Consider the following 15,508-nt stretch of genomic DNA (forward strand, 5'->3'; position numbering starts at 1 on the left):
CAGTGCATTGAACACCAAAGGAGCAAGACCGGTCGGAAACCTAGCCAAGCCGCGCGTAAAGACCAAGCAGGTCAACACCCCCACCTTCGATGTCAGGACCGCACTGTACAGAGTGCGGGGCGTCGATTTGACTGAGATCCACGGGTTGGGTCCGTCGCTCGCATTGAAGCTCATTGGCGAGTGCGGTATCGATCTAACGGCATGGCCGAGCGCCAAACACTTCACTTCCTGGCTCTGCCTCGCACCCGGCAACAAGATCTCCGGCGGCAAGGTGCTGTCTTCGCGCACACGGAGATCTTCAAGTCGCGCAGCTGCGTTGTTGCGTTTGGCAGCCACAACCGTGGGGCGGAGCGAGACAGCGCTGGGAGCATTCTATCGCCGGTTGTCAGCACGTGCGGGTAAATCGAAGGCGGTGACGGCGACGGCTCGCAAGATTGCGGTTTTATTCTACAACACACTCCGGCACGGCATGAGCTACAAGGATCCTGGCGCCGACCAATATGAGCAGCAATATCGTAGCCGCGTCCTCGCCAACCTACAGCGCCGGGCGAAATCGCTAGGCTTCGTGTTGCAGGCCATCCCGGGCGACGCCAATCCGGCTGTTTCTTAGGAAGGCCGCAGCCTACTTCGCGAAGGAAGCGACATGAAGTTCCCCTTCGTTGCGAAGCACCGGACGATCTGGCCGGTGGCATGGCTATGCGATGCGCTGGGGGTGTCGCGGTCGGGCTTCCATGCTTGGCTGAATCGTTCGCCCAGCGCCAGATCCCGCAGCGACGAGGAGCTCGGCGGCAAGGTCAAGGCCAGCTTCGCCGCCAGCGACCGCACCTATGGCGCACGCCGAGTGTGGCGCGACCTGCTCGCCGAAGGGGCGGATTGTGGCCTGCACCGGATTGAGCGGCTGATGCGGCTGCAAGGCTTGCGGGCGCGGCCGCGACGTCGGCGCTTGCCGAAGGACAGCGGCGATCGACAGCTCGAGACCGTACCGGCGAACCTCCTTGACCGGCAGTTCGCCGCCGAGCGTCCCAACCAGAAATGGATCGCCGACTTCATCTATCTCTGGACGGCCGAAGGCTGGCTCTATGTCGCAGCGGTGATCGACCTGTTCTCGCGCCGCGTGGTGGGCTGGTCGATGAGTGCCGCCATGACCGCACAGCTCGTGACGGACGCATTGTTGATGGTCGTCTGGCGACGCGGCAAGCCGGATGCGCTGTTGCATCACTCCGACCGGGGCAGCCAAGGCGGATTCAAGCGGTCGTCGCAATACCAATTGTGTTCACTCACGATAGCAACTCGTCAAGGGCCTCTGCCGGCGTTTTCCAACCCAGGGTTTTTCTCGGTCGAGCATTGAGGGCCGCGGCCACAGCGGCGATCTCGTCGGCGCCGTGGACGATAAGGTCGGTGCCTTTCGGGAAGTACTGACGCAGCAGCCCATTTGTGTTCTCGTTGGTGCCACGCTGCCATGGGCTGTGCGGATCGCAGAAGTAGATTTGGACACCCGCGTCGATCTTAAGACGATCGTGCTGAGCCATTTCAGCTCCCTGATCCCAGGTCAGCGAACGACGCAGCTCTTCGGGCAAGCTGATGATGGTGCGCGTAATCGCGTCGCGCACCGCTTCAGCTCCGTGCCCTGCGAGAGTAGGCCCATTCTTCATGCGCGGAGCTTCGCCATGCCCCGCAAGCCGGGGAAGATGCAGCAACATCGTGAAGCGCGTCGTACGCTCAACCAGCGTGCCGATCGCCGAGCTGCCAAGACCAAGGATGAGGTCTCCCTCCCAGTGACCCGGCACCGCGCGATCGGCCGCTTCGGCGGGGCGTTGACTGATCATGATCTCCGGCGAGACAGAGCTCCTGTCTCGCCTGCGTACGCGCGCCCTGGGTACCCGCAACACGCGCCCCGTTCGCAAGCAGGCCGACAGTTCGCGGCGTAGCGCTCCCCGCCCCTGAACGAAGAGGGCTTGATAGATGGCTTCGTGGCTGATGCGCATCGTCTTGTCGTCCGGGAAGTCGATCGGCAAGCGTCGGGCAATCTGCTCTGGGCTCCAAGCCCTGGCCCATCGCCGATCCTTGCGCGGGCGGGCGGCCCTTCCACGGAACGGCGGGACCAGGAACGGCAGCGCCACTCAGGGTCGTGACGACGCCAGCCAGCGCTGCTCCCCATAAGTGCGCAAGGTTGTGTTGAGCGCAAGCTTGCTCGGTTTGGGTCGACGGGCCGATCGCTCGGCGTGCCATTGGGCTGTCGACGCACGATACTCCAGGCCGCCGCTGCTCGTCGCGGCATTGCGTCGTAGCTCACGGGAGATAGTCGAGACGGATCGGCTAAGTCGGCGCCCGATCTCGCGGCTCGAAAGGCCCTGAACGCGAAGAAGTGCAATCTCCTCACGTTCCGCAAACGAGAGGTACCGCCCGGACGGCGGCTTGGTCGAAGTACTGAACATCGCTGGTGCCATGCCGCCCGCGTCGGAACAATCTGGTTCCGACAGGCTGCGACATACCAGCCGCCAATGCAGCATCCTCGCTGGTCATCCCCTGCGCGATCCCCAACCAAAATCGCTGGAGTGCAGATCGCCCCGCTACCGGCGGTCGTCCCCGTGACGGCAACGGCGCCCGTCCAGAACGGTGTGATCGTCGCTTTCGAATCCCATCGCAACCTCCTTCGTTCAGGTGTTGCGACGACCGCTTGAATCCGCCCAGTACACAAGCGAGCAGTTCCAGCGCCTGATGGCCGACAACGGCATCGTTTGCAGCATGAGCCGCTCCGGCAACGTCTGGGACAACGCGGCGATGGAAAGCTTCTTCTCCTCGCGCAAGACCGAGCGTACGGCCAACAAGATTTATCGAACCAGAGACGAGGCACGCGCCGATGTGTTCGACTACATCGAACGATTTTACAACACGACGCGCAGGCACTCGACCATCGGCTATCTCAGCCCGGTTGAGTTCGGGCGTAAGGTGGGATTAGCTTGACCGGGTGTCCATCAAACCGGCAGCAGCTCAGTCACGTGTTTCTGTTTAGAATGCACGAGCCGCTCAACAGACACGCCAGATTGTTCATCCATGCGACGCCTTCGGAGCCACTTGATCTAGGACTGACAAAGCCTATAGCGCGCCAATCAGGATGAGAGCGCGTATTGCCTCATGTACTGATGCTCCCGGGTGCGATCGGTTGCCTCATTTATTTTGCTCCTGGCTTGAGTTGAGGAGGAGACCGGGTGCGGAGATGGCCGGGGTTTCGGAGCGCCCGGCCTCCTCCGCTGGTACCTCGCACGTCATTGGAGTGTTGTGACCTCGTACCCTGGCGGCATTTTCTCGCTAGGAGCGAACAGCAGCGCGTTCGCTTGCTCGCTGCGCCAGGATTTCAGCCGACGTTGAAGCGTTCGAAGAAGCTTGTTCGGATAGGCTCCAGGATATTCCTCCTGCAAGCGCGAGAGCAGTTCGCTGCCAGTCCGCCAAGGCTCGGTTTCAAACCATTTTCGCAACTCTGGCGTTGCTCGGATGTGCGGGTCGGGACGACGTCGGCCTCTCTCCGCCTTCACGAGTGGCCGATCCGTCGGTCGCATAGCTCCGTCCTTCCAGGCCGTGCGCAGGCTTGCCAGGAAGCGATCGATCGATTGCGATGCCGCAGCAGGATGGCCGATTGGTTGGGTGTCCCCGAGGACCGCGAGGCGCTCCTGCACGTCGCGGATGTCGCGCAACAACGCGACTGGATCGAGGGCGGCATAGATTTCTTGGAGATGATGGCGGACAGCGTCAGGCGTGCGGGCGTCCGCTGCCAGGCGCTGGTGTGGTGTAGCCGGCGCGCTGTATGTCTTGCGTACACGGGCACCGTCGCGCTGCTTGGCTATCAATTTGAACGAGGGTTGGAAGAAGTTCACGAACAGCCGCGCCGATCGATAGAGTTCAGCCAGCAGCTTGGCCGCTTCCAGGCGCCCTCGAACCGACGATAGCCGACTATCCTGCGCACGACGGCGCCGTTCTTCTGCTCGACGAACGCCTGGTCATTTTTTCGGTAGGGCCGGCAACGCGTGAAGACGATGTTGGCCGCCTCGCAGTAGGCTTTCAGCGTCTCGTTCATGAACACGGTATCATTGTCAGTATCGAAGCCGAGCAGCGCAAAAGGCAATTGTTTGCGCAATTCCGTCAGCACCGTGCTCAACAGCGTTTGTTCGCGCACGATCAGAGGAGCGCACTCCGTCCAGCCGGTAGCAATGCCGGTGAGCACGAGGGTCTGGATGAAGCTGCCGCGCGCAGATGGACCGCTATGCGCGACAAGGTCGGCCTCGACGAATCCGGGCGCCGGATCATTCCAATCTGCCGACGTCCTTATTGGAGCCCTGCGACGCAGGGAATGCGTCGCGTGCCGCTGTCGGGCGACATGGAAAATTGACCCCCTGACGACACGAGGAATTGCCCCCCTCGCGACACGGTCAGAACGGGGGTTTTTATGCAGCGACTCAGTTCAGGTCCTCTGCGGTTCAAAGATCCGCGGAGGGAGGCCATGCTGGAGCCGGACGAGGTTTCGGCGATACTCCGGCTCAACGAGCTGGGGTGGGGTAGCAAACGGATTGCCCGGGAGCTCGGGATTAGTCGCAACACGGTGAAGGACTACGTGGCGGCCGGCGGCTGGACACCCTATCGGCAGCCGCAGCGCAAAAAGGCGCTCGATGGCCAGGAGACCTGGCTCAAGGAGCGCCTGCGGCAGCACCACGGCAATGCCGATGTGATTCGCCAGGAGCTGGCAGCCGAGAAAGGCATCATCGTCAGCCTGCGCACGGTCGAGCGGGCGGTACAGCGCTATCGCCAGGAGCTTGCGGCCGAGGCGCGCGCGACGGTGCGGTTCGAGACACCGCCCGGCAAACAGCTGCAGATCGATTTTGGCGAGCGGCTGGTCGAGATCGGTGGCAGCAAGGTTCGCGCCTACCTGTTCGTCGCCACGTTGGGCTACTCGCGCCGGCACCATGTCAGAGCATTCCGCAACGAACGGCAAGAGAGCTGGTTCGATGGCCTGGAAAGCTCCTTCGTGAAGTTCGGTGGCGTGCCCGAGGAGGTACTGTTCGATAATGCGCGTGCGTTGGTCGTGGAGCACGATGCCGCGATGCGCACCGTCGTGTTCAATGACAAGCTGACCGCGTTTGCCAAGCACTGGGGGTTCCGGCCACGGGCCTGCGCGCCATATCGAGCCCGCACCAAGGGTAAGACCGAGAATGGCGTCGGCTACGTCAAACGGAACGCGGTCGCCGGCCGCACCTTCCCGAGCTGGGAAGCCTTTGAGGCGCATCTTGAAGCTTGGACGCGGGAGATCGCCGACCTACGCCAGCATGGCACGACTGGCGAAGCACCAATTGAGCGCTTCAGGCGCGCTGAGGCGCACGCGCTGAAGCCCATCGCTGGGAGGCCGCCCTTCCAGGCCGCACGTGAACTGATCCGGCGCGTGCAGGCCGACTGCGCGGTCGAGATCGATGGCAACGCCTACTCTGTGCCATGGCGGCTGATCGGCGAGACGGTGAGAGCGACGATCGCCGATGGCGTGGTGCGCATCCACCACGGGATCCATGAGGTGGCCGCTCATCCGATCTGTGTCGGTCGGCGCCGTCGCGTCGTTGACCCTAAACACTTTGAGGGCCTGACTGGCTTTAAACCGAGCCGTGCTGGCGAGCTCGCGTTATCGCCTGTCGCGCCGCCGTCGCCGACGCTGCTGCGGCCACTCGGCGAGTACGAAGCGATTGTGGGAGGGGGCTTCTGATGCGAGCCATTGTCCCCGACCGCCTGAGCGATATGCTGACGCGCCTGAAGCTGACGGCTGTCCGCGACCAACTGGATGGGTTGTTGGATGAGGCCGGTCGACAAGAGCTGAGCCTACGCGAGACTCTGGTGCTGCTGTGCGAGCGCGAGATCGCCCGCAAGGATGAGCGGCGCATCGAGATGACGCTCAAACTTGCTCGCTTCCCGTTCGTTCGCGATCTGTCGGGCTTCGACTTCTCGGCCCAGCCCTCGCTGGATCCGAAGCAGATACGCGAGCTTGCGAGCGCCCGCTGGATCGCCAATGGCGAGAACGTGCTGCTCCTTGGGCCACCTGGCGTTGGCAAGACGCACCTTGCGGTCGCGCTTGGGCGCGAAGCGATCCTGGCTGGGCATTCCGTTCAGTTCGTCGCAGCCACGACTGTCGTTGCGCAGCTTGCCAAAGGTCACAGCGAAGGCCGGCTCGAGGAGCGACTCGCGCAATTTGCCAAGCCAAAGCTCCTGATCATCGACGAGCTCGGGTATCTGCCCTTTGAACCCGATGCCGCGCATCTGTTCTTCCAGCTCGTTAGCCGTCGTTACGAGAGAGGCGCGATCCTGCTGACCAGCAACCGCAGCGTCGGCGAGTGGGGCTCGGTCTTCAGCGACCCCGTGGTCGCCACCGCGATCCTTGATCGTCTGCTGCACCACAGTCACGTAATCACGATCCGCGGCGACAGCTATCGCTTGAAGGAGAAGCGCCGCAGCGGACTTCTGCAGAAGCCCGCTGTACCAGAAGCCAAATCGGAGAAGAAGTCGTGACGCAAGCCGCTCGCTCGCTACAGCGCTATGAAGGGCGCGCTTCGCGAGCGGCTTGCTTCAGTCCTGCAAACAACAAGGGGGTCGCTTCCTCATGTCGTTGCGGGGTCAAATCCGGACGTCGCTTGACAGCCGCCGACGCTTGCGACCTAATCCTTCTCGGACCCCCACCAATGCGCGGTCGATCGTCGCAGCGCTCATTGCCAAAAGTTTGTCGCGGATCTCGGGGGTAAGGTCGAGGTGGCCATGCCGTTCCATCGCCTCAATCAACGCAGGCATTAACGCCTTCAGCCGCTTCCCGCAGATCCGGTCTGACGCCTCCCAAAGGAGCACGAGCGCGTTGTGTTCTACCTCATTATACATTCGACGTCGCGCCCTTCGGCTTGGGCGCGCGTCTTCCTCACCTCGAAGTAGTCGCATCGCCTGCTTGCGATGGAATCCGGTGATGTCGACGAACTCGTCCAATATCCGCGTCTTCTTCGCGCGATCCGAACGCCGATAGCGCGCGCCTGCTGCCGCCGTCAGTTCCTTCCGCGTTGCCATGCTTAGCCACCCCATCTTCGCCCCCGCTCGCTCCCGATCCAAGGGAGCAATTTACGTGAGGCAACGGCTCAGCATTTGGTAACAATTAGGGCGAGACAATGCGGAGTCTCACCCTGATCGCCGCCGCGCAAAAGCCAACCGATCGGAGGACGAGGCAAGGCTTAGGCAGTTTATTTTTGCTGTGCGAAGAGCCTTGGCCTCACACGTCTGCAAATGAAGGAGGCCGGCGCTCACACCACGCTTTTAGGCCCTCTCGGGCATCAGGTGATGTTAGGCTTTCGAAAAACTTCGCATTGATCTCGACCGGGTCAGCAGTGCCTCGACGAATTGAATTGAGCGACGTCTTCAGGCCCCGGAGAGAAGCCGGCGAACGCTGGGCGAGCATCCCGGCAAAATGCTCTAATCGCGCTTCAAGCGCATCCGAAGTACACACCTCGGTAAGATAACCCATCTGTAACAACGTGATGCTGTCAACTTGCTCGCCTGTTAGAAAAAGGCGTTTCGTTTGCGACAGGCCAAGCCGCTCCACGTAACGTCGTAAACCAGAATAGTAGTACTGAATACCGAGGCGAGAAGGAGACATTTGCAAGAGACATCCCCGCGTTCCGATACGAAAATCACATGCAAGCGCGAGGTCAGTAGCGCCTCCGTAAATGTTTCCATTCAGGCCGCATATAGTAGGAAAGGGGCATTCTTCGACAAGATCGCACATCGCGGCGAACAGGGCTGTACATGCCGCCGCACGATCACTCGACAATGTATCCAGGTCAAATCCTGAACTAAAACTTGGACCTTGAGCCGTTATCATTAGTACTCGCACGCTCGACTGCCGAGCCAAAGTCGCGACGATTTCAGAGAAAGTCTCGATGTCTGTTGGCTCGAACCGATTGTGCTGCCGAGACCGGTTCAATTGAATTCTCGCGATCCCTTTTGACACATGCAAGGTCGGCAAGTTCCCGAGCTCAGATGCTTCTTCATTCCTTTGTTTCCCTGCTGCGACCTCACTTCCAAATTTATTCATTCGATTCCCTCGACTGGCGAAACCTGCGCTGCAGGGACGGGTAGGTGAGGCGCGGTTGTCAACGATGAAGCACAGAAGCTTCGGCCCTATGCCCTCAGCCCCTCCGTATTCTTTTTACGTTGACAGATATTTTTTTTACATTCAATAGAATATCTCGGAAACTGGCCCTGCCGGCAGCGCGGCGAGGAGAGGCGTAAGTCATGTCCAACCGCAATTTCTATGTCCTGGTTGAGGGGAGGGCCGAGGCAAACCCGACAGACGTGCTCCTAGAGCTTGAGAGCGGCGAAACGCTATCCGCTCAGTGGCTGCACAAGCTCTGTGGTAGCTATGCCAGCGTCTTCCGGCGGCTCGGATGTGCGGTCGGTGATCGCGTGGCCGTCCAGGTCGAGAAGTCCGCACATGCTTTCGCGCTCTATCTTGCCTGCCTCCGTGCTGGGCTCTGCTATTTGCCCATCAACACAGCTTATCGCTCAGCTGAGTTGGCCTACCTTCTAAAGGACGCGCAGCCTTCCTTCCTTCTCAGAGGACCAAATACGGAAGCTCTTCCCGACATGACGGTGCCTCGGTCAACCAAGGTCTTAACGTTTGGCATCCGGGGTGAAGGAACATTCGCATCACTTGTCAAAGCAGGAGAGACCTCGTTTAGCACCGTCGAACTCAATGGTGCGGCTCCCGCAGCTCTCCTCTACACCTCAGGCACAACCGGCCGGCCCAAGGGTGCTCTGATCAGCCATGCTGCGCTCTCGTACACCGCTCAAACGCTGAGTCGATTGTGGGGCTTCTCGTCTTCGGATGTTCTGCTACATGCGCTGCCGATCTTCCACAGCCATGGTCTATTCATCTCATTCAACGTCGCGCTGGCAGGCGGAGCGCGAATTCTCCTGCAAAATAAATTCGATGTAAGTCCAGTGCTCGACGCAATTCCTCGCTCAACCGTTTTTATGGGAGTGCCAACTTACTATCATCGTCTATTGACCTGCCCTTCGCTGGCCAGCTCTCTTTGCCGAAACATGCGACTGTTCATATCCGGTTCGGCACCACTATCGGCTCCGATGCATCGCGATTTTGAAACTCGGACAGGGCACCGTATCCTGGAGCGTTATGGTTTGACCGAGGCAATGATTCTCTGCTCGAACCCCCTGGAAGGTGATCGTCGACCAGGTTCGGTAGGGCTACCGATTCCCGGTGTTGATTTGCGTATTGCAGGCGAGCGAGATGAAGCTCTGCCTGTCGGACAAGTAGGTATCATTCAAGCGCGAGGACCGGGGCTTTTCTCCGGTTACTGGAACAATGCTGAGCAAACCAAAGCCGAGCTCACAGCAGACGGGTTCTTCCGTACCGGCGACATGGGTCTCGTCGACGAGAAGGGATACGTCTCGATTACAGGCCGCGCCAAGGATCTCATCATCAGCGGCGGATACAACGTCTATCCCGCAGAAGTTGAGGCTGTAATCGATGAACTGACTTCCGTTAAGGAGTCAGCCGTTGTCGGAGCAACTCACGCGGATTTCGGAGAGTGCGTCGTTGCCTTCGTAATTGCTAGCGATAAGAGCGACCCACCGAGCGAAAGCGAGGTGATTCAGCAGGTCAAGCGAAACATGGCAAGTTACAAAACCCCCAAGAAGGTCATCGTAGTCGATGATTTTCCACGGAATGCTATGGGAAAAGTCTTGAAGAAGGAGCTCCGGACGACACTAGCGGACTTTCCCACGCTTGGCTCGGATAACGCCAATAGATAATCGGCCTCCCTAGGCTAACTGGAGATTGCACACTTGTGCGCATACCATCCCGCTGAATTTCAAGCGCTGACATTTCATGATGCGGTACCCGCCTTCAGAGAAGGACGAGATAGCCCGCGCAAATACCTTGAGCGCTGTCTCGAAACGATCGACGCTCGCGAGCCCACCGTGCGAGCTTGGGTCGAAATGAACGTGCGAGAGGCGAGGTCCGTGGCTGATCGATCCACAGCGCGTTACCTCGCGGGACGAGAGCTTTCGACCATCGATGGCATGCCGGTCGGGATCAAAGACCTCTTTATGACAAAGGATATGCCCACGCGTATGGGATCTCCCTTGTTCAGAGACAATCACACTCATCAAGATACGGCTTGCGTCCAGGCATTGAGAGCCGCGGGCGCCATCGTGCTCGGTAAGACAGTGACGACGGAACTCGGCATGTCCTACCCTGGACCGACTACCAACCCGTTCAGCCATCGCCATACCCCCGGCGGATCGTCGAGCGGATCGGCAGCGGCCGTCGGCGCGCGGATGATACCTGCGGCAATCGGAACGCAAGTGGCTGGCTCGGTGATTCGACCAGCGAGCTTTTGCGCGAACTATGCGATCAAGCCGACAATGGGCGCCATCCATCGTGGGGAGCGTCTGGCACTTAGCCAAAGCCACGTGGGGATCCATGCTGGCGACCTTCGTGACATGTGGCATGTGTCGATTGAAGTCGCAAAGAGATCAGGCGGCGATCCCGGCTATCCCGGCCTTTACGGTGAGACAACTCTTCATCCGGCAACCCGGCCACTACGAGTGATTGTGATGGAGGCCCAAGGTGCGGCAGAATTGGACGACGATTCCAGAGACGCATTTGAACGGTTCCTCACTCAGCTTCGCCACGCCGGCGTCCACACCATCGACAGAACCAACCACTCGCTGGTCGACTCGTTCGAACGTGCCATCGACGAAAGTCTTGAAATTACTCGTGACGTTTGTGCCTACGAGATGCGCTGGTCACTGGAGAACCTTGTAGAAAGGTTTGGCGGAGGGCTGAGTGACAGCTTGACCTCTCGTCTGGAACTCGCGAGAAAGATGAGCATAGATGACTATCGTCAACTACTCGCCCAGCGCGATAAGGCAAGAGCAGCCCACGCCGCAATTGCTCATATCGCCGACGCTATCGTTGCTCCGTCCTCCGTTGGACCAGCTCCAAAATTAGACAATCAAGGACTTGACTCGGGCATCTCACATACAACAGGCCTGCCGAGTTACAATGCTGTTACCTCCGTCTTAGGGGCGCCAACTATCACGCTTCCGCTTCTTGCGGTGAGGGGAATGCCTCTCGGAATTCAGGTTATTGGCCAGCAGCATACCGATCAGCACCTTGTAGGTTTAGGGCGTTGGATCAGCGAGACTATTCCGGCGCGATCGGTCTAATCTCTGCTGGCTCATTCTGAGTTCGACCGGCATGGGCCCTTGGCGAGGTAAATTCGGCAGCATCTGATCTCGGGCCCGTATGTTCGTCGATCGTCTCACCATAGGTAGGGGAAGTAGCGCCTAGGTTGAGCGCCGGGCCGGCAAATCGCGTGCTCCTTCGAGTATTGTTGGGCTAAAGGTTCGAGCCTTTGAGCTACCGGTTGACGAACCGGTCCGCCTCTCGTCGCGATACAATTGCGAAACTTTTCGCTATCTACTCGCGGATCGTGGTATGAACTCCCATACCCGCGGGCAGGACCGTGCTCAAATTCAACCGAACTAGCGAAATCGCCAACTGGATCAAGACCGAAATTGATTCCGGTGCTTTGCAGCCAGGATCCAAGCTTGATGAAAAGCAACTCTCCGACAGGTTTAACGTTTCGAAGACCCCTGTCCGGGAAGCCCTGATACAGCTGGCATCGCGTGGCTTGGTAGATCTGAAGCAGCGGAGGGGTGCGACCGTCTCGGTTCTGAGTGCGGAGCAAATTGTCGCTATGTTCGAAGTTATGACGGAGCTTGAGGGAATGTCTGCAAGGCTGGCCGCGGCGCGAATGCCGACGGACCTACAGGCGCGCCTCCGCGACATACACTCTCGCAGCGAAAGCGCGCTTCACAATGCGCAGCTGTACGATGCAATTAATAAAGAGCTCCATGAAACTATCTACGAGGGTGCGCAAAACTCATATTTGGAACAGTCGATAAAAGAGACCCGCGCTCGCCTGCGTCTCTATCGTCGGTACCCATTCCAAAAACCAGGTCGCATTCAACAGTCCTATCAAGATCATTGCTCAATTGTGGCAGCGATCACCCGAGGAGATGCCATGGCGGCTGCTCAGGCTATGCACGATCATCTCACGACTGGCGGACGCGTTTTCGCAGATCTCGTGGCGGAAGCCGCTCGTTTTGCGAATACACCTGATAAGGCGGCGGGATAACCCCGCCCAATTGCCTCCACCTACTCGGCAACTCTTCTCGTCTTCTAACCCGCGTGGCGCGATATGGCGCGAGCAGCAATGTGGAGCACGAACTATCACCGGTCACATAAAACCTACTGATCAACTCAACCGACGAATTGATGATTTTCTCGCTTGCCGATGACACATCGATCGGATCGTATTACATCATCTGCTTCACCTTCCAGGCGCCATCCCTCGCAAATCCCACAAGGGCTGCAGGAATTCTTCAAGTCGGCAAGAAAATGCGACGCAAATCTCTGTACGATACTAGTATCCTAAGCGCATGGAATATATCGGAGACGACCTCGCGGGGACCGACAAATGACGCTCCAATCGAACAGTCACAACAGCCCGCAAGCGATTGGCGCTACTCCAGTACACGAGCATCTCTACCATTTCCATCGCCGCGATTTTCGTGCCGGGCGGCTCTTCTTGTTGGCCCGTAGGAAGCGGGCACGCACAGAGACGGGCCAACCGCCGATGTTGCTCGCCGTAGCGCCGGCGACACAAAGGCGGCAATCACCGCGGCTGAGCGCTCATTTCCGGTCCGCCGAATTCTTGCCTGCAAAAGCGCAGCAATTCTGAGGTCGTGGGCCGGACTAATGCGGAAGAGCTGGCGCTTCTGGTCGCGAGCGAACAGGGCCAGTTATGGATGAACCCGCGATAAGAAAACACTCTTGTGAACGAGCAACAGGCAGCCCGCTCTTGATCAAGGCTTTCCAACGAAACTTGGCTCATAGGCCGACCGAAGGTCGGTCTCAAGAAGCGCGAGTCGCCGTCACATGATAGGCCCAGGCCCGATGGAACGATCCTTGCTAGATTGATCGGAAGGGTAGATCAAACCCAGGAGCGATACATGAAGAATTATGACGGCCCCATTGACCCTCAAAAAACAGCATTGCTAGTTGTCGACCTGCAGAACCACGAGATTTCTGAGGAAGAACAGCGCAAATATCCGGAGTACGTGGACCGCGTGAAACATCAGATCGTGCCGAACGTCCAGCGGCTACTGCAAGCCGCGAGGTCGTGCGGCGTGGAAGTGATGTACACGGTAATCGAAAGCCTCACCAAGGATGGGCGCGATCGTTCGCTTTGCCACCGTAAGCTAGTCATCCCAAAGGGGTCATGGGGAGCTCAGGTAATTCCCGAGATAGCGCCTGGCGAAGACGACATCGTCTTACCAAAGACAGCTTCTGGGGTATTCAGTTCGACCATCCTGGAGCGGGTTCTTCGTAACATGGGCATTGAGGAGGTAATTGTTGTTGGCGTTTTAACGGATCAATGCATCGATATGGCGCTGCGCGACGGTGTAGATCGCAGCTTCCATATGATTTGCGTCACCGACTGCTGCGCCGCCTATACTGAAGAGAGACACAATTACTCTCTTCGTATGCAATATGGCGCTGTCCGGAAAGTGACGACGGAGGAGATTGTATCGGAACTCTCAGGCAAGTTATTCGCCCGAAACAGCTGAGATTTCCCTTCTTGAGATTCCCTCAGTAAGCCGAGCGGTTTGTTTTCTGTCTCTTTTCCGCTGAGCAAGAGATGCAAAACGAGATCCTAACGTCTTACCCCTGAGAGGGAATCTCGAAGAGCTGCGTTGAAGCGTATGACACGCGCGTCAACGTTAACACCTGTGGCGCTTGTGCATTGCGGAGACTTCGGATGCGAAAGAGCCTGGTTTGCGTGCTGCGCAGACTATAAACCGTAGATCAAAAGCCATGCGACGAGGAGATGCAAGCCGTGCCGCGTAAACTTCCCAACACGCCTGTTGATGTCTGGCGCACAACTCCGGAAACGTTGGACCTGGCGGAAAACGCCAAGCGATTTGGCTGGTGGGATTTTCCGCTCGAAAGCGCTGCAACAGATTCGGCAGAAATGGATGGAATTGACCGCGCGTACTGGTTCTATAAAAGCGCGCGCCCAATTACGAGAACATCACGGGATGTTTCTGATGCGTTGTTCTTGAACGACAAGTCTATTGTGGAATTACCGACTGCATTTCGAAAGCAGCAGACTGCGACTCTGAGTGCACTGGGGGATCTGATCCAGGCGCGCGGGCTAGAACACTCTAAGGATCTTTTGTTCGAGAGCATCGAAGCCGCTGTCTTCAATGCCGATATCTCTTTCGCGAATTATGAATCTGTGGTGGCAGACGATCATGTCGTGAGCGAGGCTATAGGCGACGGCCGCTCTTCGATGATGTGTTGCTCATCGGCCCAATATTCCGCATTAACAGAACACCAGGGTAGACGTTTCACGATTCTTAACCTCGCGAACAATCACTCATTGGACTTGGGCGTTCAGGGTCTTCGAACCACTCAAGAGCTCTGCAGAGCGAATGGGATCATTGAAATCGGCGCCCCTCGATGCGCCGAGGAGTACGGCCGGGGCACGGTTTTCACGAAGAGGGGCATCAGGTTCGGGTTCGTGTCGGTCACATTCGGTCTCAATGGGCGACCCCTACCCGACGGTGAACATTATTGTGTGCACGCGTCACCGCTCATGTCCAAACGTGTCGTGGCCGATCTTGAGCTACTCAAATCGCAAATAAGGAGCTGTAAACATCAGAATGCCGATGTCATCATCGCCTCAATCCATTGGGGCTTCGAATTCGAGTTTTTTCCAAGACGAAAGCAAATTGAGCTCGCTCATGCGCTTGTGGAGGAAGGCGCCGACATAATTTTGGGCCATCATCCTCACGTAGTTCAGCCGATCGAGTACTACCGCACTACACGTGATCCCAACCGAGTTGCGGTCATCGCTTACTCCTTGGGTAGCCTAACTTGGGACTGGTATACGGCTCCACATTTAATTTTGAGCTTGATGCTGAACTTTCAGTTCGCAAAAGGTGATACAAGTGCAGGAAGCCGTACTTACATCGAAAGTGTCACCGCTACTCCTTTGTTTAGAAATATCTTCTACAGGGGCGATAACAAAGTGATGCGCATTGAACAACTTAGAGACCACCTGGATGCGAAAAATGCCGACTTCGGTCACTTAGAACAAATGCAACAATACGTAGACTTGATTTCGGGCCGCGGAGCCCCGGTTTGACGAGCTCGCGACAGCCTCTCATCCAAATGCTCTCCGCCATCAGGTGCGACCGTGAATGTGTAAGCGGAGTGACCTGCCACTGAATGTTCATCCAGCGGCAGTTAGAGTCTCGGAGTTTTGTGCAGCGAGACCGAACTTTGGACCACCCGGAACTAGAGTTTTGCGCCTCTGATCACGTTGGCGGGCTGGTGTCGCCG

At 58.2% G+C, this 15,508-nt stretch carries 9 protein-coding genes and 5 pseudogenes; 10 read left to right on the top strand and 4 right to left on the bottom strand.

Translation table 11 applies throughout. The features are described from left to right. Together L6639_RS41820 and L6639_RS41825 are read left to right on the top strand one after the other, a co-directional pair. Positions 1–610 (top strand): transposase (locus tag L6639_RS41820; protein ID WP_237867237.1); only part of this gene is annotated, 610 nt, incomplete at its 5' end. Next, positions 611–1,237 (top strand): annotated as a pseudogene (locus L6639_RS41825) (IS3 family transposase); the annotation flags it as partial. It abuts the gene before it with no gap. 40 nt (positions 1,238–1,277) lie between these two features. Here the strand turns inward: L6639_RS41825 and L6639_RS41830 are convergent. Next, positions 1,278–2,637 (bottom strand): annotated as a pseudogene (locus L6639_RS41830) (IS30 family transposase). A gap of 42 nt (positions 2,638–2,679) precedes the next feature. Here L6639_RS41830 and L6639_RS41835 point away from each other — a divergent pair. Further along, positions 2,680–2,964, top strand: a pseudogene (locus L6639_RS41835) (integrase core domain-containing protein); the annotation flags it as partial. Positions 2,965–3,266: 302 nt separating this feature from the next. Here the strand turns inward: L6639_RS41835 and L6639_RS41840 are convergent. Next, a pseudogene (locus tag L6639_RS41840) lies at positions 3,267–4,366 on the bottom strand (ISNCY family transposase); the annotation flags it as partial. Between the two features lie 75 nt (positions 4,367–4,441). Here L6639_RS41840 and istA point away from each other — a divergent pair. Both istA and istB read left to right on the top strand, forming a co-directional pair. Next, complete coding sequence (gene istA, locus L6639_RS41845) at positions 4,442–5,740, top strand: IS21 family transposase (RefSeq protein WP_164934316.1); 1,299 nt, start codon at positions 4,442–4,444, stop codon at positions 5,738–5,740. Continuing rightward, positions 5,740–6,537 (top strand): IS21-like element helper ATPase IstB, encoded by a 798-nt coding sequence (istB, locus tag L6639_RS41850; RefSeq protein WP_128929835.1) that lies wholly within the window; start codon positions 5,740–5,742, stop codon positions 6,535–6,537. Before istA ends, istB begins: the two co-directional genes overlap by 1 nt. A gap of 129 nt (positions 6,538–6,666) precedes the next feature. Here istB and L6639_RS41855 read toward each other — a convergent pair. Together L6639_RS41855 and L6639_RS41860 are read right to left on the bottom strand one after the other, a co-directional pair. Further along, positions 6,667–7,092: pseudogene (locus tag L6639_RS41855) on the bottom strand (ISNCY family transposase); the annotation flags it as partial. Positions 7,093–7,276: 184 nt separating this feature from the next. Then, positions 7,277–8,098 (bottom strand): enoyl-CoA hydratase/isomerase family protein, encoded by an 822-nt coding sequence (locus L6639_RS41860; RefSeq protein WP_128929836.1) that lies wholly within the window; start codon positions 8,096–8,098, stop codon positions 7,277–7,279. Positions 8,099–8,298: 200 nt separating this feature from the next. On the opposite strand from L6639_RS41860, the gene L6639_RS41865 reads away from it, so the two are divergent. The 5 genes from L6639_RS41865 to L6639_RS41885 all read left to right on the top strand — a co-directional run bounded on the left by L6639_RS41865 (position 8,299) and on the right by L6639_RS41885 (position 15,311). Further along, a complete protein-coding gene (locus tag L6639_RS41865) occupies positions 8,299–9,837 on the top strand; it encodes an AMP-binding protein (protein ID WP_128955112.1) in 1,539 nt (512 codons plus the stop codon). Positions 9,838–9,870: 33 nt separating this feature from the next. Then, positions 9,871–11,259, top strand: coding sequence for an amidase (locus L6639_RS41870; RefSeq protein WP_128955113.1), 1,389 nt, complete (start codon positions 9,871–9,873; stop codon positions 11,257–11,259). A gap of 299 nt (positions 11,260–11,558) precedes the next feature. Further along, on the top strand, positions 11,559–12,233 hold the full coding sequence (locus tag L6639_RS43410) for a GntR family transcriptional regulator (RefSeq protein ID WP_128929839.1): 675 nt from the start codon (positions 11,559–11,561) through the stop codon (positions 12,231–12,233). Positions 12,234–13,110: 877 nt separating this feature from the next. Then, complete coding sequence (locus tag L6639_RS41880) at positions 13,111–13,728, top strand: cysteine hydrolase family protein (RefSeq protein WP_128929840.1); 618 nt, start codon at positions 13,111–13,113, stop codon at positions 13,726–13,728. 269 nt (positions 13,729–13,997) lie between these two features. Continuing rightward, the gene (locus L6639_RS41885; protein ID WP_164934300.1) at positions 13,998–15,311 is read left to right on the top strand and encodes a CapA family protein; all 1,314 of its coding nucleotides are present in this window, start codon (positions 13,998–14,000) and stop codon (positions 15,309–15,311) included. Positions 15,312–15,508 lie beyond the last annotated feature (197 nt).

Source organism: Bradyrhizobium zhengyangense (genome assembly GCF_022012555.1).
Classification (GTDB): Bacteria; Pseudomonadota; Alphaproteobacteria; order Rhizobiales; family Xanthobacteraceae; genus Bradyrhizobium; species Bradyrhizobium zhengyangense.

Bases quoted from the DNA above. Each gene is read 5' to 3' on its own strand.
- L6639_RS41860 (WP_128929836.1), bottom strand. From the start codon at position 8,098: ATGAATAAATTTGGAAGTGAGGTCGCAGCAGGGAAACAAAGGAATGAA.
- istA (WP_164934316.1), top strand. From the start codon at position 4,442: ATGCAGCGACTCAGTTCAGGTCCTCTGCGGTTCAAAGATCCGCGGAGG.
- L6639_RS41865 (WP_128955112.1), top strand. From the start codon at position 8,299: ATGTCCAACCGCAATTTCTATGTCCTGGTTGAGGGGAGGGCCGAGGCA.
- L6639_RS41880 (WP_128929840.1), top strand. From the start codon at position 13,111: ATGAAGAATTATGACGGCCCCATTGACCCTCAAAAAACAGCATTGCTA.
- istB (WP_128929835.1), top strand. From the start codon at position 5,740: ATGCGAGCCATTGTCCCCGACCGCCTGAGCGATATGCTGACGCGCCTG.